The sequence below is a fragment of the Parabacteroides goldsteinii genome (assembly GCF_020091425.1).
GTDB classification, from domain to species: Bacteria; Bacteroidota; Bacteroidia; order Bacteroidales; family Tannerellaceae; genus Parabacteroides; species Parabacteroides goldsteinii.
On record NZ_CP081906.1, the window covers coordinates 6,565,790 to 6,584,108 of the forward strand.

Annotated in this window: 19 protein-coding genes; 13 read left to right on the plus strand and 6 right to left on the minus strand. The window is 45.1% G+C overall.

What is annotated here, in order from left to right:
* Window positions 1–72: 72 nt before the first annotated feature.
* The 5 genes from K6V26_RS26895 (at window position 73) to K6V26_RS26915 (ending at window position 5,612) form a co-directional block, all read left to right on the plus strand.
* Window positions 73–1,275: a glycoside hydrolase family 88 protein gene (locus tag K6V26_RS26895; RefSeq protein ID WP_224264329.1), complete on the plus strand. Its 1,203-nt coding sequence runs from the start codon at window positions 73–75 to the stop codon at window positions 1,273–1,275.
* A 7-nt stretch (window positions 1,276–1,282) separates the two neighbouring features.
* Window positions 1,283–2,503, plus strand: a complete 1,221-nt coding sequence (locus tag K6V26_RS26900) for a DUF2264 domain-containing protein (protein WP_010800597.1) — start codon at window positions 1,283–1,285, stop codon at window positions 2,501–2,503.
* A gap of 46 nt (window positions 2,504–2,549) precedes the next feature.
* Window positions 2,550–3,392 carry a 5-dehydro-4-deoxy-D-glucuronate isomerase gene (kduI, locus tag K6V26_RS26905; protein ID WP_046146285.1) on the plus strand — a complete coding sequence of 281 codons (843 nt, stop codon included), beginning with the start codon at window positions 2,550–2,552 and terminating at the stop codon, window positions 3,390–3,392.
* A gap of 124 nt (window positions 3,393–3,516) precedes the next feature.
* Window positions 3,517–4,308 carry a gluconate 5-dehydrogenase gene (locus K6V26_RS26910; RefSeq protein ID WP_195438294.1) on the plus strand — a complete coding sequence of 264 codons (792 nt, stop codon included), beginning with the start codon at window positions 3,517–3,519 and terminating at the stop codon, window positions 4,306–4,308.
* Window positions 4,309–4,484: 176 nt separating this feature from the next.
* Window positions 4,485–5,612: an AAA family ATPase gene (locus tag K6V26_RS26915; RefSeq protein WP_048315776.1), complete on the plus strand. Its 1,128-nt coding sequence runs from the start codon at window positions 4,485–4,487 to the stop codon at window positions 5,610–5,612.
* 124 nt (window positions 5,613–5,736) lie between these two features.
* On the opposite strand, the gene K6V26_RS26920 is transcribed toward K6V26_RS26915, so the two are convergent.
* Entirely contained in the window at window positions 5,737–7,233 is a 1,497-nt protein-coding gene (locus K6V26_RS26920) for an acetyl-CoA hydrolase/transferase family protein (RefSeq protein ID WP_129698351.1), read from the minus strand.
* Between the two features lie 79 nt (window positions 7,234–7,312).
* Window positions 7,313–7,738: a hypothetical protein gene (locus K6V26_RS26925; protein WP_224264330.1), complete on the minus strand. Its 426-nt coding sequence runs from the start codon at window positions 7,736–7,738 to the stop codon at window positions 7,313–7,315.
* 251 nt (window positions 7,739–7,989) lie between these two features.
* Between K6V26_RS26925 and miaB the strand changes: the two genes are divergently transcribed.
* The 3 genes from miaB to K6V26_RS26940 all read left to right on the plus strand — a co-directional run bounded on the left by miaB (window position 7,990) and on the right by K6V26_RS26940 (window position 11,805).
* On the plus strand, window positions 7,990–9,360 hold the full coding sequence (gene miaB, locus K6V26_RS26930; protein ID WP_046146288.1) for a tRNA (N6-isopentenyl adenosine(37)-C2)-methylthiotransferase MiaB: 1,371 nt from the start codon (window positions 7,990–7,992) through the stop codon (window positions 9,358–9,360).
* A gap of 269 nt (window positions 9,361–9,629) precedes the next feature.
* Entirely contained in the window at window positions 9,630–10,232 is a 603-nt protein-coding gene (locus tag K6V26_RS26935; protein ID WP_224264331.1) for an RNA polymerase sigma factor, read from the plus strand.
* 277 nt (window positions 10,233–10,509) lie between these two features.
* A complete protein-coding gene (locus K6V26_RS26940; protein WP_224264332.1) occupies window positions 10,510–11,805 on the plus strand; it encodes a site-specific integrase in 1,296 nt (431 codons plus the stop codon).
* Window positions 11,806–11,896: 91 nt separating this feature from the next.
* On the opposite strand, the gene K6V26_RS26945 is transcribed toward K6V26_RS26940, so the two are convergent.
* The 4 genes from K6V26_RS26945 to K6V26_RS26960 form a co-directional block, all read right to left on the minus strand.
* Window positions 11,897–12,214 carry a helix-turn-helix domain-containing protein gene (locus tag K6V26_RS26945; RefSeq protein WP_008640967.1) on the minus strand — a complete coding sequence of 106 codons (318 nt, stop codon included), beginning with the start codon at window positions 12,212–12,214 and terminating at the stop codon, window positions 11,897–11,899.
* Between the two features lies 1 nt (window position 12,215).
* Window positions 12,216–12,509 carry a helix-turn-helix domain-containing protein gene (locus K6V26_RS26950; protein ID WP_008640965.1) on the minus strand — a complete coding sequence of 98 codons (294 nt, stop codon included), beginning with the start codon at window positions 12,507–12,509 and terminating at the stop codon, window positions 12,216–12,218.
* A 345-nt stretch (window positions 12,510–12,854) separates the two neighbouring features.
* The gene (locus K6V26_RS26955; RefSeq protein ID WP_224264333.1) at window positions 12,855–14,735 is read right to left on the minus strand and encodes a P-loop NTPase fold protein; all 1,881 of its coding nucleotides are present in this window, start codon (window positions 14,733–14,735) and stop codon (window positions 12,855–12,857) included.
* 210 nt (window positions 14,736–14,945) lie between these two features.
* The gene (locus K6V26_RS26960; protein WP_153257578.1) at window positions 14,946–15,341 is read right to left on the minus strand and encodes a hypothetical protein; all 396 of its coding nucleotides are present in this window, start codon (window positions 15,339–15,341) and stop codon (window positions 14,946–14,948) included.
* 163 nt (window positions 15,342–15,504) lie between these two features.
* On the opposite strand from K6V26_RS26960, the gene K6V26_RS26965 reads away from it, so the two are divergent.
* The 5 genes from K6V26_RS26965 to K6V26_RS26985 all read left to right on the plus strand — a co-directional run bounded on the left by K6V26_RS26965 (window position 15,505) and on the right by K6V26_RS26985 (window position 18,222).
* Complete coding sequence (locus tag K6V26_RS26965; protein WP_009041247.1) at window positions 15,505–16,479, plus strand: ArdC family protein; 975 nt, start codon at window positions 15,505–15,507, stop codon at window positions 16,477–16,479.
* A 71-nt stretch (window positions 16,480–16,550) separates the two neighbouring features.
* Window positions 16,551–17,201, plus strand: coding sequence for a hypothetical protein (locus tag K6V26_RS26970; protein ID WP_014299605.1), 651 nt, complete (start codon window positions 16,551–16,553; stop codon window positions 17,199–17,201).
* Window positions 17,202–17,243: 42 nt separating this feature from the next.
* Window positions 17,244–17,453 (plus strand): hypothetical protein, encoded by a 210-nt coding sequence (locus K6V26_RS26975; protein ID WP_009041245.1) that lies wholly within the window; start codon window positions 17,244–17,246, stop codon window positions 17,451–17,453.
* A 3-nt stretch (window positions 17,454–17,456) separates the two neighbouring features.
* The gene (locus tag K6V26_RS26980; protein ID WP_008640960.1) at window positions 17,457–17,651 is read left to right on the plus strand and encodes a hypothetical protein; all 195 of its coding nucleotides are present in this window, start codon (window positions 17,457–17,459) and stop codon (window positions 17,649–17,651) included.
* 22 nt (window positions 17,652–17,673) lie between these two features.
* Entirely contained in the window at window positions 17,674–18,222 is a 549-nt protein-coding gene (locus K6V26_RS26985; RefSeq protein ID WP_009041244.1) for an SLOG family protein, read from the plus strand.
* The last annotated feature ends 97 nt before the right edge of the window (window positions 18,223–18,319 follow it).

The window sequence follows — 18,319 nt, forward strand, 5'->3', positions numbered from 1 at the left end:
ATGTTGTCGTTTTTTAGAATATAAACATGTATATTTGCCACAAACTTAAAAACTTAATAACCTATTTTTATCATGAACAAATTTCTTTCGTATGGTGTGTTTGCGTTCACAGTGCTATTGTCTTCGTGTGATTCGCAACCCAAACAAGAACCCCTTGCTGATGTGATTGACCGTGGTTTGAAAGCATCGACCGAACAGGCCCTTTTGATGGCTAAAGACCTGGAAGGCCAGGAAGGCCGTCTTCCCAAAGCAATCGGAAAGGACGGAAAACTGGAAACAAGCGACTATAGTTGGTGGTGCAGCGGTTTCTTCCCCGGCGAATTATGGTATCTGTACGAAAACAATCCGACTCCGGAATTAAAGAAATATGCCGAAATGTTTACAGACCGTGTGGAAGAAGTGAAGAATATCACTTACAGCCACGATGTCGGTTTCATGCTATATTGCAGTTATGGAAACGGTTATCGCCTGACTGGCAAACCGGAATATAAAGAGGTGATGCTGACCGGTGCCAATTCGCTGGCGACCCGTTTTGACGAGCGGGTGGGAGCTATCCGTTCCTGGGACTTCAATAAAAAAATCTGGCAGTTCCCGGTTATTATTGATAATATGATGAATCTGGAGTTTTTCAGTTGGGCTTCCAAAGCATCCGGCGACGACCGTTTTTATAAAATGGCTGTTTCTCATGCCGACAAAACAATGAATAATCATTTCCGTGACGATTATAGCTGTTATCATGTGATTTCATACGATACGATAACCGGTGTTCCTCATAAGAAACAAACCCACCAGGGAGCTGCCGACGAATCAGCATGGGCCCGTGGACAGGCCTGGGCGTTGTATGGCTTCACCATGATGTATCGCGAAACCGGCAAACCTGAATATCTGAATCAGGCTAAACATATTGCGGCATTTATCATGAACAATTCGAATATGCCGGCAGACAAGGTTCCGTATTGGGATTTTGATGCTCCGGGTATCCCGAATGTGCCGAGAGATGCATCTGCCGCGGCTATTATGGCTTCTGCACTGATTGAACTGAGCCAACTGGATAAGAGCGAAGATGCAAAAAGCTACCTCGATTTTGCAGAACAGCAGGTTCGTTCTCTGACAACCCCCGAATATCTGGCTGCGAAAGGAACGAACTGTAATTTTGCTTTGATGCATTCCACCGGCCATTTCCCCGGAAACAGCGAAGTGGATGTTCCGTTGAGTTATGCTGACTATTATTATGTGGAAGCATTGATGCGTTTAAAGAAACTGACTGAAAAATAATGCTATTATGACAAATCTTCTGAAAACAACCGCTATTTTGGTTTGCTGCCTCTGCATCTCTTTCGCAGGAAAAGCGCAGCAAAACGGTACCCAGGACCGTGCCTTCTGGGTAGAAACATTGACACGTATCGCTGACCCGGTATTGACAAACCTGAGCAACAATACGTTGAAAAAGAATATGCCTTACGAGTCTTTATCGAAAGACAGAAGTGACTTCTCGCATCTGGAAGCGGTAGGCCGTCTGGTATGCGGTATTGCCCCCTGGTTGGAACTGGGACCGGACAATACGCCCGAAGGACAACTGCGTGATAAATATATCAAACTGACAGTGAAAGGCCTGAAGAATGCCGTAAACCCGGATTCTCCCGATTATCTGGTCTTTGGAAAACCGTATCAGCCGTTGGTGGATGCCGCTTTCCTGGCTCAGGGATTGTTGCGTGCCAGAACCCAGCTGTGGGATAACCTGGACCCGCAGGCTAAGGAGTGGATGATTACGGAATTTAAACGTAGTCGTGCCATCAAGCCTTGGGAAAACAACTGGCTGTTGTTTGCTTCTATGGTCGAGGCCGCTTTGCTGGAATTTACCGGCGAATGCGATATGGACCGCCTGACGTATGGTGTCAAGAAGTTCCGTGACGAATGGTATAAAGGAGATGCGCTGTATGGTGACGGTCCTGCTTTCCACATGGATTATTATAACAGTTTTGTTATCCATCCGATGCTGACAGATGTTTTGCTGACGATGAAAAAGCATAACCTGGAAGGGGCGGATTTTCTCGATGTGCAATTGCCGCGTTTAACCCGTTATGCCGAACAGTTGGAACGTTTTATCTCGCCGGAAGGAACCTTCCCGGTAGTAGGCCGTTCTATCGTGTATCGTTTTGGCGCGTTTCATGCATTGGCACAAGCCAGTTTGATGCACGTGCTTCCGGAAAGGGTGAAACCGGCCCAGGTACGCTGTGCTATGACGGCTGTTATCCGTAACCAGATGAAATCGCCGAAGAACTTTGATGCAAACGGTTGGCTGCGTGTTGGTTTCACCGGTGAACAAATCGATATGTCAGAGTCTTATATTAACACAGGGAGTGTTTATCTGTGTGCCGTAGGTTTGCTGTCTTTAGGATTGCCGGCTACCGACGAATATTGGTCGGCCCCTTACACCGAATGGACGAATTTGCGTGCCTGGAAGGGCGAAAGCGATGTAAAGGCAGATCATGCGCTTAAGTAATTGAAAATGAAGAATTGAAAATTGAGAATTAAATACAGATAAGAATATGAAAACAAATTATGAATTGCGTTATGCTGCGCATCCGGAAGATGCCAGGCAATATGATACGAAACGTATTCGTCGGGATTTCCTGATCGAAACTGTTTTCGCGCCGAATGAAGTGAACATGGTTTATTCCATGTACGACCGTATGATTGTTGGCGGCGCCATGCCTGCCGGCGAAGTGTTGCAACTGGAAGCGATTGATCCGTTGAAAGCTCCTTATTTCCTGACACGCCGTGAAATGGGTATTTTCAACGTGGGTGGTCCCGGTATTGTAAAAGCCGGCGATGCCACTTTCGAGCTCGATTTTAAGGAAGCTCTTTACCTGGGTTCGGGAGATCGTGAAGTGACTTTTGAAAGCAAGGATGCAAAGAATCCGGCTAAGTTCTATTTCAACTCGACTACGGCTCATCGTAATTATCCGGATAAGAAAGTGACGAAAGCGGATGCCGTTGTTGCAGCTATGGGTTCACTGGAAATGTCGAACGACCGTAACATCAATAAGATGATCGTGAATCAGGTATTGCCTACCTGCCAGTTGCAGATGGGTATGACCGAACTGAAACCGGGTAGCGTGTGGAATACGATGCCGGCTCATGTTCACAGCCGTCGTATGGAAGCATATTTCTATTTCGATATTCCGGAAGACCAGGCCATTTGCCATTTTATGGGTGAGGTGGATGAAACCCGCCATATCTGGATGAAGGGCGACCAGGCTGTTTTGTCTCCCGAATGGTCTATCCACAGTGCAGCAGCTACGCACAACTATACTTTTATCTGGGGTATGGGCGGCGAAAATCTGGACTATGGCGATCAGGATTTCTCTAAAATTACGGACTTAAAATAATATGCCAATGGGGAAAATGTGCCAATGTGCCAATTCCCCGTTGCTATAAATAAAAAAATCAGTGTTAACTGCTTGTGCGTTTATTGGCACATTGGCATATTGGCACATTAACACATTATTTATTATGGTAAATTTTTCATTAGAAGGTAAAGTAGCCCTTGTAACAGGTGCTTCTTACGGAATTGGTTTTGCGTTGGCTACTGCTTTTGCTCAGGCTGGTGCAAAGATCGTTTTCAACGATATCAAACAGGAACTGGTGGATAAAGGTATAGCTGCTTACAAGGCGGAAGGAATCGAAGCAAAAGGGTATGTTTGCGACGTGACTAGCGAAGAGCAGGTAAATGCAATGGTTGCCCAGATCGAAAAAGAAGTAGGCGTTATCGACATCCTGGTAAACAATGCCGGTATCATCAAACGTATTCCGATGCACGAAATGAGTGCTGCCGAATTCCGTCAGGTAATCGATGTGGACCTGAACGCTCCGTTTATCGTTTCTAAAGCCGTTATCCCTTCTATGATAAAGAAAGGTCACGGAAAAATCATCAACATCTGTTCGATGATGAGCGAACTGGGACGTGAAACAGTTTCTGCTTATGCGGCTGCAAAAGGCGGTTTGAAGATGCTGACACGTAATATCGCATCCGAATACGGTCAATATAACATCCAGTGTAACGGTATCGGTCCGGGTTATATCGCAACTCCGCAAACGGCCCCGCTTCGTGAAACTCAGCCGGACGGCTCACGTCATCCGTTCGATTCTTTCATTATCGCGAAGACTCCGGCAGCCCGTTGGGGAACTCCGGAGGATCTGATGGGACCGGCTGTGTTCCTGGCTTCCGATGCTTCCGATTTCGTAAACGGACATGTATTATATGTAGACGGCGGTATCCTGGCTTATATCGGAAAACAACCCTGATAAATACCGGATAAAGACTCGTTTGTCTTACTGATATAAAAGATTCCTTCCGAGAGAAATTCGGTTTTCTTTCGGAAGGAATTTTATTTTCTCTCAGATGGAGTAAAAAGAATTACTGATTACGTAAGTATGATTATTATAAGATAATAATTATCTTTGCGTAAAAAGATAATTGTATGCTTCTGATAAATAATCCATTTGTAACAAGCGGCTATATTGCTCCCGAATATTTCTGTGACCGTGAAAAGGAAACGGAAGAGTTGCTTCGCTGGCTGTTGAACGAGAATAATGTGGCTATCATTTCTACCCGCCGTATGGGAAAGACCGGATTGATTCAGCATTGTTTTCAATTGGCAGAGGTGAAAGATCATTATTATACTTTTCTTATTGACATCTATGCAACGAAGACACTCCGCGAGTTTGTTTTTCAATTGGGAAAAGCTATTCTTACTGCTTTAAAACCTAAGGGACGGAAGACGTGGGAATTGTTCATTAATAGTCTGACATCGTTGAAGGCTGGATTCACCTTTGATATGTCTGGTATGCCTCAATGGAATATAGAGTTGGGAGATGTCAAATCACCGGAGACGACGCTGGATGAGATATTTCATTATCTTTCCTTATCAGACAAACCTTGTATTGTTGCAATTGATGAGTTTCAGCAAGTCGCTCAATATCCGGAAAAAAATACGGAAGCATTGCTCCGTACCTATATTCAGCATTGTCCTAATGCCCGCTTTGTGTTTGCCGGTTCTCAGCGTCATCTGATGGGAGAGATGTTTATCAGCCCGGCCCGTCCTTTTTATCAGAGTGTGTCGATTCTTCATTTGGCAGCTATTGATAGGCAAAAATATATCGAATTTGCCCGGCATCATTTCAGAATGGCTCAAAAGGATATAGATGAGGAGGTTGTAGCTTCTTTGTATGATCGTTTTGAAGGAATTACCTGGTATCTTCAGAAAATATTGAATATCCTTTTTGCTGTAACTCCCCCCGGTGAGGTTTGTAATAAAGAGATGATTGAGCAAGCCATACATTTTATCCTGGATTCTTATTCGTTTACCTATTCGGAATTGCTCTATCAGTTACCGGAAAAGCAAAAAGAATTACTGATTGCAATCTGTAAGGAGGGAAAAGCGACCGCATTAACTTCCGGGAAATTTATCCATAAATACAGTTTACCATCGAGCAGTTCGGTTCAATCTGCTTTAAAAGGTTTGTTGGAAAAGGATTTTGTAACCAAAGAAGGGGCTTTTTATATGGTTTATGACCGTTTCTTCTCTTTGTGGCTGAGACGTATGTAATATATTGCAGTTACAATCCTTAAAAACTCGTTTAAAACGAGATTTGAGTCTCTCATCGATTTGAACAAAAAAGTCCCGAAGTGCCAAAACACTTCGGGACTTCATATGATATAAAAAGTCGCAATTACTTATTATACTTGCTCCAGTCTACATTGTGCATATCGCCGCTAGCAGCCAGTTCTTCGTGGAATGCGAAGCAACATTTCAGGTTTTGCGGGGTATGGCCCTTTACGCCCATTGCCAGATATTCTCTTAACAGAGGTTTGTAATCCGGGTGAACGCAATTGTCGATGATACAGTTGGCACGTTCGATCGGAGATTTACCGCGCAGGTCGGCTACACCGTATTCGGTGATGATGATCTTCACTGAGTGTTCGCTGTGATCCAGGTGAGATACCATCGGAACGAAAGCGCTGATCTTTCCCTCTTTCGCTGTAGAAGGAGTAGTGAAGATAGACAACATCGCTGAACGGGTAAAGTCGCCCGAACCACCAATACCGTTCATCATTCTTGTACCTGATACATGAGTAGAGTTGATATTTCCGAAGATGTCAGCTTCCAATGCTGTGTTGATAGCGATCAGGCCTAAGCGGCGGGCTACTTCCGGATTGTTGGAAATTTCCTGCGGACGAAGAAGGATCTTGTCCTTGAAGAAATCAAGATTTGCATAGATTTCGCGAATTACTTCATTACTTACAGATAATGAGCAACCGCTGGCAAATTTAACGCGGCCTTCTTTCATCAGACTGATTACCGCATCCTGGATAACTTCAGTATATACATTGAACGCAGGAATATTCTTGTTGGCTCCCATACAGCCCAAAACAGCGTTGGCAACATTACCTACACCACTCTGTAACGGAACGAATTCTTTCGGCAGACGGCCGGCTTCGATTTCACTTACCAGGAAGTCGGCAACATTTTTACCGATTGCCATTGTGACATCGTCCAGCGGAGAGAATTTACCACCTTCGTTTGGCTCTTCTGTCTTAACGATACCGACGATCTTAGCCGGATCAACCTTCACATAAGGAGTACCGATACGGTCGGAAGGAGTATAAACAGGAATTTCACGACGGTAAGGAGGATCAGCCGGTTCATAAATATCATGCATACCGCGTATTTCTTTCGGGTGGCGGCTGTTCAATTCAATGATGATGCGGTCAGCCATCCGGCAGATAGTCGGAAGGATACCGACACCGCTCGTCGGAACGATTTCACCGTCTTCGGTTACATCAGCAGCTTCAACGATGGCAACGTCGATTTTTCCCAGGAAACCGTAACGCAGGTCTTGTGCAAGTTCAGACAGGTGCATATCGAAATATTGTGCCCCGTGAGAATTCAGTAAAGCGCGCAGATCCTTATTTGACTGGTATGGAGTACGGAATTTGATTGCATTGGCACGAGCCAGTTCACCGTCCAGCTTGTCTCCGGTAGAAGCACCGGTAAACATACCGATCTGGAAAGGATTGCCTTTTTCATGTTCCTCCATCGCTTTTTTAGCAATGGCTCCCGGAACAACTTTCGGACATCCGGCAGGGGTAAAACCACTGAATCCTACGTTATCGTTGTGATGTACGAACGAAGCAGCTTCTTCAGCTGTAATGAATTTTAAAGCCATGATATTATACTGTTTTTATATTAGATAAATACTTGTTAGTCAGCTAAACGGCTGCAAAGGTATTAAAAAAGAATGTAGATCAGTACTTGCGGTTGAGTATTTCTGAATAAATAACAGCTTTTCTTAACTCTTCGGCGTTATTGAACTCTATATCTTCCAGCATGGAGTGTTCCTCTTCGGCAGGGAAGTTCATAGGTTGGGATGAACTGACTTTTGACTTTTGGATTTCCTGCTCGGTGGATAAAAATGGTTTTGAGGCAGGTGTCTTTTTTTTCTTTTTATGGATCGGTGCAGTGGGTGCTTCCGGCTTTTGAGGGGTAGTAGCTTCTTCCAGAATCTCCCAAAAACCTTTTCCCGAAGAGGTATTTTCCTCCGGGTATGTATCGTGTCCGGGCTGTCCGAGGACTTGTGTCGGGCGCTTTTTTTTGTTTTTTGAACTGAATAAACCGCTTATTGCTGCAATTATCAGAAAAACAATATAGATCCAATCGCCTACGTTATCCATAACTTTGATTATTTTTGCACTCCAAATGTACGAAGAATTATTGAATAGTGAAAGAGGTAAGAATTATAAAGGGTATAAAAGTAAATAAGGGTAACTTCACAGCCACCCTTATTCGATTTAACCAAAACCTTAACTATGAAAAAATTTACGTTTTTCGTATGCAAATATAGTGCTCGGAATTGAACTGTGCAAACCTTTGGAGGTTTATTTTTATAGAATACAAGATTTTAAATTTTATTAACGAGAACGAAATGACGAATCAGGAAAATGGCGTAGACTTAAAATCTACAGCCGCAAATGAGGAAAAAAAGTTGTTCATCGAGACCTACGGGTGCCAGATGAATGTAGCGGACAGTGAGGTGGTCGCCTCCATTATGAAAATGGACGGATACACCCTGACTGACAAGATTGAAGATGCTGATGCTGTCTTCGTAAATACCTGTTCTGTGCGTGATAATGCGGAACAGAAGGTTTATGGGCGACTACAGTATTTCCAGTCGTTGAAACGCAAAAAGAAATCGCTGATCGTCGGCGTACTGGGATGTATGGCCGAACGGGTGAAAGAAGAGTTGATCAATGTGCATCATGCAGACCTCGTGGTCGGGCCGGATTCTTATATGGATTTGCCGAATCTGGTCGGGGCTGTCGAACATGGAGAAAAGGCGATCAATGTGGAACTTTCCACACAGGAGACCTACAAAGATGTAATGCCGCTGAAGCTGGGTGGCGTGCATATCTCCGGTTTTGTGTCGATCATGCGCGGATGTAATAATTTCTGTACCTATTGCATCGTGCCCTATACCCGTGGCCGGGAACGTAGCCGGGATGTGGAAAGTATCCTGAATGAGATCCGGGATATGCGCGATAAAGGTTTTAAAGAAGCCACCTTGCTGGGGCAGAATGTCAACTCATATGCTTTTGAAAAAGATGGTGAAACTGTAACATTCCCGATGTTACTGGAGCGGGTAGCGCTGGAAGCTCCGAATATGCGTATCCGTTTTGTGACCTCCCATCCGAAAGATATGAGCGACGATACGCTTCGTGTGATTGCCGCCCATAATAATATATGTAAGTATATCCATCTTCCTGCCCAATCCGGCAGTTCGAAGATTTTGAAAGTGATGAACCGTAAATATACCCGTGAATGGTATCTGGACCGTATCGCTGCTATCCGTCGCATCGTGCCGGAAGCATCTATTGCTACCGACCTGTTCTGTGGTTTCCATTCGGAGACGGAAGAAGACTATCAGGAAACACTTTCGCTGATGCGTGAAGTGAGGTATGATGCCGCTTTCCTGTTCAAATATTCGGAACGTCCCGGAACCTATGCCGCCAAACATCTCCCGGATACCGTTTCGGAAGAAGAGAAAGTACGCCGTTTACAGGGTATGATCGATTTGCAGAATCAGTTATCCGAGGAAAGCAACCTGCGTGATATCGGTAAAGAGTTTGAAGTGCTGATCGAAGGATTTTCCAAGCGTTCGCGTGAACAGTTATTTGGCCGTACCAGCCAGAACAAGGTGGTTATTTTTGATAAGAAGAATTATAAAGTCGGTCAGTTTGTGAAAGTACGGATCAATCGTGCGTCTTCAGCAACGTTATTTGGTGAAACGATAGACTAATTGAATTGTATATCAAGTAGATAATAAGACACGGCTTTATGTCAGATTCTGATAAAAGCTGTGTCTTTTTTTATTCATAAGTAATTAGTTCTGATAGAACTAACCCATTTATGACACGCAAATATAGTTTATTTTAAACAAGTTAGCTCTATTATTAAAGAAAAACGATATTTGACTCTGTTTTATAAGTCCTTATTAATCAGTCTCTAAAAAGATATAAATACCTCAGTTCTATCAGAACTAATGCATTCTGTATTGTCTGTAGATACATGAAATATATAGTTTCTGATGGAATGAAGAGTGAAATGAGGTATGTAGAATTGTCTGATGCTCAATTGTGGAAATTGATAATTGAAAAGGATAAAGTTGCGTTTGAACAACTTTACCGGCGTTATTATTCTCCATTATTGGCATATGCTCTTTCTTTCTGTAATGATGAAGATATGGCAAAAGATTGCATTCAGGATTTATTTGTAAAGTTGTTTGTTTCAGAAACATTATCTTCGATTGAATATATTAGGGCCTATTTGTATAAATCACTTAGAAATCTTTTACTCGACAAATCGAGTAGGGTGGTTGGTAGTGTTAGTTTAGAAGAAAATATGGTTGCTGATTTTCTGGTGGAAGATGTAGAATTGGTACGATTGTTTGAAAAGGAAGATGACTATCTAGAGAAAAGTAGATTGTTGATGAATGCCTATAACCAGTTATCGGCGAACCAAAGGAATGCAATATATCTTTATTTTATCAAAGAGTTTTCGTGGGATGAAATGGCTGTGTCTTTAGATATTAATCCACATTCATGTATGAATTTGGTAGCCCGTGCTGTTGCCAAATTGCAAAGGATGGTGGTAGGAGAGAAAAAAAAATAAATTTTTTATTTAAAAAATCGGCATAAGACGCAAAGAAAAGCAAAGTTCTACTTAAATAATTGGAGGTCAGTATTTTGTATGTAGGACGGATTGAAACAAGCTTTGGCATAAAACGCTTGAAAATCCCCCTTTCAGACAAAGTTCGGCTACTAAGCAGCTACCAGTCCTAAAGAGGATATATGGAATATAACAAGTTCTGTTTCATAACTTTGCGTTGTTTTGCATAACTCTTGGTAACAAATAATTAACTACCTTTAGAAACGAAAATTTTAGAGTTATGAAAACAAAGAGAAGTACGTTTGCAACCTCGTTCTACATCAAGAGATCGGCAGTGAGAAACCGGGACGGAAAAGCCCCCATCATGGTGAAGATCTCCATTGATGGGGATGACAAAGCATTGGGAACCAAACTATTCGTTACGCCGGATTTATGGGAGAATGGTAAGGCAAAAGGCAAGTCCGCCGAGGCGACAGAGATAAACGGGCAGCTCAAAGAAGTCAGTACCCGGCTTACCAACCACTATCACCGCATCCTCCGGGAAGAGGATTTTGTCACCGCCGAAAAGCTGCGTAACGCCTTTCTGGGTATCGGTGTGATGGAAAACTGCATCCTGAAAGATTTCGAGAACATGAACCGGGAATTTGAGGCGATGGTGGAGAAAGGACAGCGTGCCAAATCCACTTACAACAAGTACTTGGCCGTGTACAACCATTTTGCCACCTTCCTTTGGGAGAAGAAGAAACGAACCGATATGGCTTACAAGGAACTGACAAAGGAGATTATCACCGATTTCGATAAGTACCTGCGCGTGGAAAAGGGATTGAGTGACAACACTCTTTGGATATACACCATGCCACTGCTCAGCCTGACAGACAAGGCATGGCGGCGTGGTATCGTCCGTTCCGACCCTTTCGGTGAGTACAGCCTTGAAATGCAGGAGACAGACCGGGGCTACCTCACGGAAGAGGAACTGCGCACCCTGGCTAACGCCGTGTTCGTGAAAAAACAGACCAACCTCGTACGTGACATGTTCCTCTTCGGGTGCTTCACCGGACTTAGCTACATTGATATAAAGACACTCACCCATGACAAGATCCAGCGCATGGACTTCGACGGCGAGGAGTGGATCATAACCCGACGCACCAAGACCCGTGTGTCGAGCAACGTTCCCCTTATGGAAATAGCCAAGGAACTGATAGAAAGGTACAAGGGACTTGCCGGAGGCGATTTCGTATTTCCCATGCCCTCTAACGGTACATGCAACAAGCATCTCAAACAGATAGCCAAAGCCTGCGGCATCAGCAAGGAGATCGGATTCCACGCCGGCCGCCACACCTTCGCCACGACCGTCTATCTCTGCAACGGCGGCACGATAGAGGCGCTCTCCAAGATACTCGGTCACAAGCACATCAGCACCACGCAGATCTACGCTGAAGTAACCAACAAGATGGTAAGTTCAGATTTCCGGGCAATCTCTGGCAACCTCGCCGCCATGCAGCGGAGCGTACTGGAGAAAAGGGACAGGAAGCAAGGCAGGAAACAGGTGCACCGGTCCCTCCGGGAAACGGCTTGACACCTTTCTCCATGCGAAACACGGCAAAGGCAGGAACCCCGATACAGTGCTCCTGCCTTTGCTGCATTTTCCGATGTATATCCCCGTGCGTTTATGTTGGACTTTTCCCCCGTTTGCGCTTTTGTCTCATGTCCACGTAATTTTCTTCCAGCATACGCAGCAGATCCGACTGGCGGTAAAGCGTCTTGCCTGGCAGCGATATGTACGGGATCAACCGTTGTGTGCGGTAGCCCTGCAACGTCCTTGACGTGATATGTAACATTCTGCACACATCCTCACCCGTGAAATAGACCTCGCCGTTCATCGCCGGACGGAAATGCGCCGTCACCGTATCAATATACCTCATGCCCTCTTCCAGAGCCTCGAAGTACGCACGTACCTCTTCCGTGTCTTTTGTTATCACTTCCATGTCACTCGTCCTCCATTATTTCCCGGCTCATGGATTCCACGAATACCTCCACGTCCTCCGTCCGGTAGTAAATCTTATGGTTGATCTGGCTGTACGGCAGCAGTCCCCGGTCACGGTAGGTCTGCAACGTCCGTTTACTGATCCCCAGTTTCTCGCACACGTCCGCCCCGTCCATCCAGTTCATCTTCCCGGGCGGGCGGTAACGGGCGCAAAGTTCCTTCACGTGCCGTGAGAAGCAGCCGAACCGCTCCTTCATCTCCTCAAAGGTCTTCTTTTCAATACTTACTATTTCCATCGTTCTGATACATTTTTCATTATACTTCCCTGCAAATATATGGATTCATATAAAACTATGTATCAAAACCGTATAGCTTGTCAGCGTTTTGCTTCACGTTCGTAGCCTTGTCGTACCCCAAACGATGAAAGGCGGGGAAAAGTCCTACATAAACGTACCCAGTTCAAGGGTACGCACGAGAACGGAATCCATAGCACCAATTCCGGATGGTTCAAAGGAAAATGTGTACTACGCACCGACTTCACCCTCATCCAGCCACGATGCAAGTTGATGGGGCACGGGGCAAATTTCGTCACCGGCTTGCCCCTTGTCAAAGCCATCTCTTTCGAAAACGGACTGGAATAGTTATTTTACTTTTGCGGTAATTTCATCTATCAGGTTCGTGATCTTCTCAATGGAATACTTTTCTATCAATCTCCTGTTTGCCGCTTCTGCCTTTAGTCTTTCATTGATTAATTTTAGTTGTGGCAAATCTGATTGACAATATTTGCTCAAGTGTTCTATTTCACTGCCCCAAGAGGTATATTTATAACGGAACTGTAAAAAATGCAGAAAGGTGTTACGTGATTCGTTGGACAATCCCAAAATACTTTTTGAAACCTTATCCGCATCAGCCTCTTGGAATATTGAAGTATCCCTATAAAGACGCTGTTTGACCGGGACTACATCATTCAATGCCGGATTCAGGCGTTCGCAAGTTTCATCCGTCAGATTTTCCAGCATGACAGACACTTTATTAGGGCATTTCTTCAATCTTTGCCCGAATAGTTTTTGAAAATACGCAACCAGTCCATTCAAAATTCGATCTGAACCAATATTAGAATGATTCCTTCTTGTACCCGCATGTACCTTTGAGTTACAATTCAACAAACCCTCCATGTCGCTGATACCTTCCATCAGCCTGTCTATGGAGTGCTTGCCTTGGGCTATGATGTCTTCCTCGGATACGTGAACAAGGTTGTCGCTATATAAAACCGATAGTACAGATATAATGACAAACAATTCTTTTAGATCAACGCTTTCATCCGCAAAGTAATATCGTACCGTTTCCCCGTAGTGTTTCTCGTATTCCCCGTTATTCAGTCTCCAATAGTCGTACAGGTAATCCCAACTGTTCAAACTTGCGTCTTCGGCTGCAAAATATTGTTGCAGGTAGGTCGTGTCAAAATACCCGCTTTCCAGATAGCAGACAATTTCATTAACGATGAATCTATCAAAAATATCCAACTGTTTACCTATCTCTATAAAACGGTATTTGGAGAGGATTTTTTCACGCTCCTCATCTTTCTCTTTATCCGGGAACATGTCATACAGGCTGTTGAATAGGCTTCCGATCCGAGTATTCCCACCCTTATACTCGCAGTAAACGGCGACAAAATTTGCCAACAACGATGTTATGACAAGTTTGTACTTGGGAGATTTATGATAATGCTCCGGCAAAGCCATGGCTATCCTGTGATAATCGTTTAGACATTGCCGCAGGACTCTTAAATTATCGAATTTAGAGGCATGGAATATCTTGATGATAAGCTCTTTGTTCTCAGACAAGAGGTTCCTGTTGTTGGTGGATATCTCGCCAATGAAGAAATCGAGTGTCTCCCCTATATTTAATTTGATCTCAAAAGTGCGCCCGATAGTCTTTTCCTTGAAATCCTTGAATTTCAACTTGCACTTATCGTCCTCTTTTTCGGAAATCTTGTTCTCATCGCCAATGATGATGACCTTGCATTTACAATGTTCCGAAAAGTAATTGATGTATCCCAACAAGGTTTCCAGTTTTACATCACATCTTTCAAGGTCGTCAAAAATCAGAATCTTGTTTCCTTTTATTTCGGAATTTTCTTCTTTCAACAACAAAATGGAGTCCAAGTCACAGGTTACACTCCCTTCATCCTTTCCGTCACCGTCGATGTCATATTTCAAAGCGATTTTCGAGGCGGCTTTTAATATATTCTTGGCAAGTTTCATTCCCTTGCTGTACAGCCACGGGGATATTTCCTTGTTGACTTGTTCTGTGATTTGCTGGGTAGTGGTCAAACCATATAAAGACACATATATGGGCCGCCATTTTAACTTGTCCGCATCTTTATCGTTTTTCAGTTGCTTTATCCATTGGCGGATAAAAAACGTTTTGCCGCATCCCCAGGCACCTCGCAGCATGATGGCATATTGCGGATCGGATATTTCCGCATATTCATTTAAAAAGGTGAGTATGTTTCTATTCATAGCCATGTTCATTAGAGGTTTCAAAATTACGGAAAAGAGGCATAATTCTGATAACTTTTAAGAAATAAGTTATTACGGTCAATTCGTGTTTCCAGATGATTGTCGGAGCGTTCCCCTTCGGGTCGGGCTTTCCGCTGCAAGTCCTCGCTATGCTGTGGGCTTTCCCCTGCAATCCCTAACGTGGGTGAAAGGGTTTTCACTGTCTTGCGCTTACACCTTGGCGCACGGGCTGTCCCGTCCCGGCGTCCGCTGCCGACCACTCAGTGAGGCTGCATGGCCGAAACCGGACATCGGGGCGGAAGGACAAACGGAACACGGGGCTTCGGCTATCGCCGAAACTTCCTGTGCCCCGTCCCGCCCAAAAGAGTTCCCCGGTGTTTGTCCGGCAGCCGGAAGCTGACCGTCTTCCCATATACTTCTCCCGCACGTATGTCCTTGCCTCGGGAAACGGGCGTTCCCGGCTCTCCGGAAGGCTTCTTTTTCCCGCACCCGGCAAGTAACTGACCATTGACTGGAATGACTGACAGGGCATTTTTTCCCTAAGCTGATTGGGAAAACATTGACGAAGGTAGGCGGAGGTGAAAGCAAATCCGCAAAAAATGCCAAATCTCCACCCTGCGGGTAGTATTTACCATTTTTTCAGATGATTGCAATTCACCTTTTCCGCTATCAATGATTGTCAATGTTCTTCCCAATCAGCCAAGGGAAAAAAATTGGTTGGGGCGACAAGCGATGAAAACAGAGTAATAACGATTAAAATTTGTGAGTTATGGCAACAACGAACAGCACCATCGAAAAAATTGCACCGATGTTCACCGAGTTATTGATAAAGAAAATCGAGTGCCTGAAAACGGATTGGCAAAAACCGTGGATAACGAGCCTTGAACAAGGTTTGCCCCGCAACATCAGAGGGACGCTCTATAATGGCGGCAATGTCTTGATGTTATTGTTCTACACCGAGTTCATGAAATTCACTTTGCCCGTGTTCCTCACGTTCAACCAAGCGAAGGAAGAGGACTTGAGCGTCAGCAAGGGCGCACGATCGTTTCCCGTCTATTATTGGTTCAAGTTCGTGGTACACAAGGAGACGAAAAAGACAATCAAGTACGAGGAATACCGCAAGCTGCCCGCAACCGAGCAGGAAAATTACAAGGTCATCCCGCAGATGAAGTATTACAACGTCTTCAACATCGACCAGACCGATTTTGCAGGGAAATACCCCGAACGCTACGAGCGCATGAAAAAGGGAGAGCAGCCCGAAGACTATTCGGACAGAATGATTTACGAGGCGTTGGACGAGCTTGTCTATCTGCAAAATTGGTATTGCCCTATCAAGGTGCAGTATTCGGACAGTGCCTACTATTCGCCCTCTTCCGACCATATCGTTTGCCCGCAGCGTGAGCAGTTCCCGCAGGGAGCGGAGTTTTACGGCACGCTCCTGCACGAGATGGCGCACAGCACGGGAAGCCCCCAGCGACTGAACCGCACGTTCGGCTGCTTCTTCGGGGATGCGCTCTATGCCCGTGAGGAACTTGTCGCCGAACTTACCGCAGCCCTTTGCGGTGCGTTCTTCGGCTACGCAACCGCACCGCAGGAGAACAACGCCGCCTATCTGAAACACTGGCTCACCAAGCTAAGGGAGGAACCCGCCTTTTTGGTGGAGATATTGGGGGACGTGAACAAGGCGGCGAAGATGATTGCCGACAAGGTAACCGAACCGGTAAACGAACCCGCAGCAGCCTAAGCGGGACAACAAAGGAACAAGAGTATAAACCAACGGGCGGAGCAATCCGCCCCACTTAAAGACATAAGACGATGAAAACATTATCAGAAAAGGAATTTAACGGCTTTAACGTTAATGCGATGTTTACCGAAAGAGCGGAACGGGCGAAAAAAGAGCTGTCTCCACTCATGCAGGAGATAAGGAAGTACATACCCCAAGCGGAATACGGCTACCACGTGGAGAGCGGTGAATATCCCGCATTTTACGGCGTGCGCATAGAGTTCACGTATAACGGCATCCGTTTCCATGTGTGCAAGATATACAAAGAGAACAAATACAGGATAGCCGCCGACATGGAGCATTTTGAATATGTCAACCGCTACGACATCGAAAGGGCGGGCAACCAATACGAAAAGCCGTGCAATATCGGCGTGTTCACCGCCAAGAAAATAAACGATTGGATAAACTACTACACGCAGATATACAGGCAGGTGGAGCAAGAAAATGTGGAGAACTCGAAAAAGGTCGCCGATTTCTTGAAAAGTATCGAGAATGAACCCGTAAGATGGGAAGGGAACAACCATTCAAAAGGGACGATAATCCGCAACGGCTTGCGCTTCACTTTCTACATAGAGGAAGGACACCTCTATTTTGAACTGTCCCTAAGTTATCGGGGAACGGCTGATTACGACACGTTCCGGCTGATAGCCGATAACCGCTATATCCCGAAAGGAAACTATTAAACAACCACGGGCGGATTCCTCCGCCCGACAATACCCGAGAACATGAAAACGACATTCATTTACAGACTGGTTTACCGCCTAATCCTTTGGGCTTCGGCGGTGTACTTCCTCACCACCACCGCAGGGCAGTTTTTTGCCCTATCCGCTACTTTGCTTCTGTTAGGCTTCGTGGCACGGCTTGTTTTCGCCCTTGCGTGGCGGTTGTTTGTCGGCTTCATGTTCATCTTGATAATCATTCTTTTAATCATCTGAATCATGGAAGGAAAGAAGTTTAAACACAAGTATCTGCCGTACCTCACTTGCGTGGTCGTGGCAGCCACCCGAAAAGGGTACAAGGTTTTGGAAACCCAAGTTTTGGGCGGGCGCAGGAAGCCCAAAACAAAGACAGCCTACTACTACGACATTGATTTTGATAAAGAGCGTGGTTTGTGGCAGGAAGAAGGCAAGTAATAACCGATAAAAAAATATCAATATGGAAACAAGGACATTGGCAGAAAACGGAACACCCGTTACGAAAGAAAAGACGGTAGCCTTTTCGGGACACCGCACCAACCGTATAGCCAAGTTCACGGCAGACCGTGAGAAACTCTTTAGAGAGGTGGCGTTCGATACATTTGTAGCCATCGAGAGTTATTGTATCAAAAAAGGCTACCATACCTTTTTGTCGGGAATGTGCGAGGGCTTCGACCTTATCGCAGCAGAGGAAGTCTTGAACCTCAAAAAGGAATACCCGCATATCCATTTGAAATGCGTTCTCCCCTTCAAGGGACAAGCCGAGCGGTACACCCAGGCCGACAAGCGGCGTTATGACACCATTTTGGCGCAAGCCGATGAAGTGGTAACCTTGCAGGACGGATATACCGAGGGCTGTTTCCTACGCCGTAACGACTACCTTTTGGAAAACTCCGCTTTTCTGATGGTCTATTACGATTCGGTAGCCGTGGGCGGCACGTTCTACATCCTCAAACGGGCGGTAGAGCAGAAAAAGAAGTTCGCGAACGTGTGCTATAACCGCAGGTAAGCCGCAAGGGCGGACTTTCCGCCCGCTACTTTCTTTCGTGAGCCGGAGCGGGGAAAGAAAGATAGCAAAGAAACCGATTTCCCGACCGGAAAAAATT

Excerpts from the sequence above, each read along its gene's own strand:
- kduI (WP_046146285.1), top strand. The coding sequence starts at position 2,550 with ATGAAAACAAATTATGAATTGCGTTATGCTGCGCATCCGGAAGATGCC.
- K6V26_RS26955 (WP_224264333.1), bottom strand. The coding sequence starts at position 14,735 with ATGAATAGAAACATACTCACCTTTTTAAATGAATATGCGGAAATATCC.
- K6V26_RS26980 (WP_008640960.1), top strand. The coding sequence starts at position 17,457 with ATGGAAGGAAAGAAGTTTAAACACAAGTATCTGCCGTACCTCACTTGC.
- K6V26_RS26910 (WP_195438294.1), top strand. The coding sequence starts at position 3,517 with ATGGTAAATTTTTCATTAGAAGGTAAAGTAGCCCTTGTAACAGGTGCT.
- K6V26_RS26895 (WP_224264329.1), top strand. The coding sequence starts at position 73 with ATGAACAAATTTCTTTCGTATGGTGTGTTTGCGTTCACAGTGCTATTG.
- K6V26_RS26925 (WP_224264330.1), bottom strand. The coding sequence starts at position 7,738 with ATGGATAACGTAGGCGATTGGATCTATATTGTTTTTCTGATAATTGCA.
- K6V26_RS26950 (WP_008640965.1), bottom strand. The coding sequence starts at position 12,509 with ATGGAAATAGTAAGTATTGAAAAGAAGACCTTTGAGGAGATGAAGGAG.
- K6V26_RS26985 (WP_009041244.1), top strand. The coding sequence starts at position 17,674 with ATGGAAACAAGGACATTGGCAGAAAACGGAACACCCGTTACGAAAGAA.
- K6V26_RS26975 (WP_009041245.1), top strand. The coding sequence starts at position 17,244 with ATGAAAACGACATTCATTTACAGACTGGTTTACCGCCTAATCCTTTGG.
- K6V26_RS26940 (WP_224264332.1), top strand. The coding sequence starts at position 10,510 with ATGAAAACAAAGAGAAGTACGTTTGCAACCTCGTTCTACATCAAGAGA.
- K6V26_RS26945 (WP_008640967.1), bottom strand. The coding sequence starts at position 12,214 with ATGGAAGTGATAACAAAAGACACGGAAGAGGTACGTGCGTACTTCGAG.
- K6V26_RS26935 (WP_224264331.1), top strand. The coding sequence starts at position 9,630 with ATGAAATATATAGTTTCTGATGGAATGAAGAGTGAAATGAGGTATGTA.
- K6V26_RS26920 (WP_129698351.1), bottom strand. The coding sequence starts at position 7,233 with ATGGCTTTAAAATTCATTACAGCTGAAGAAGCTGCTTCGTTCGTACAT.
- K6V26_RS26965 (WP_009041247.1), top strand. The coding sequence starts at position 15,505 with ATGGCAACAACGAACAGCACCATCGAAAAAATTGCACCGATGTTCACC.
- K6V26_RS26915 (WP_048315776.1), top strand. The coding sequence starts at position 4,485 with ATGCTTCTGATAAATAATCCATTTGTAACAAGCGGCTATATTGCTCCC.
- miaB (WP_046146288.1), top strand. The coding sequence starts at position 7,990 with ATGACGAATCAGGAAAATGGCGTAGACTTAAAATCTACAGCCGCAAAT.
- K6V26_RS26970 (WP_014299605.1), top strand. The coding sequence starts at position 16,551 with ATGAAAACATTATCAGAAAAGGAATTTAACGGCTTTAACGTTAATGCG.
- K6V26_RS26900 (WP_010800597.1), top strand. The coding sequence starts at position 1,283 with ATGACAAATCTTCTGAAAACAACCGCTATTTTGGTTTGCTGCCTCTGC.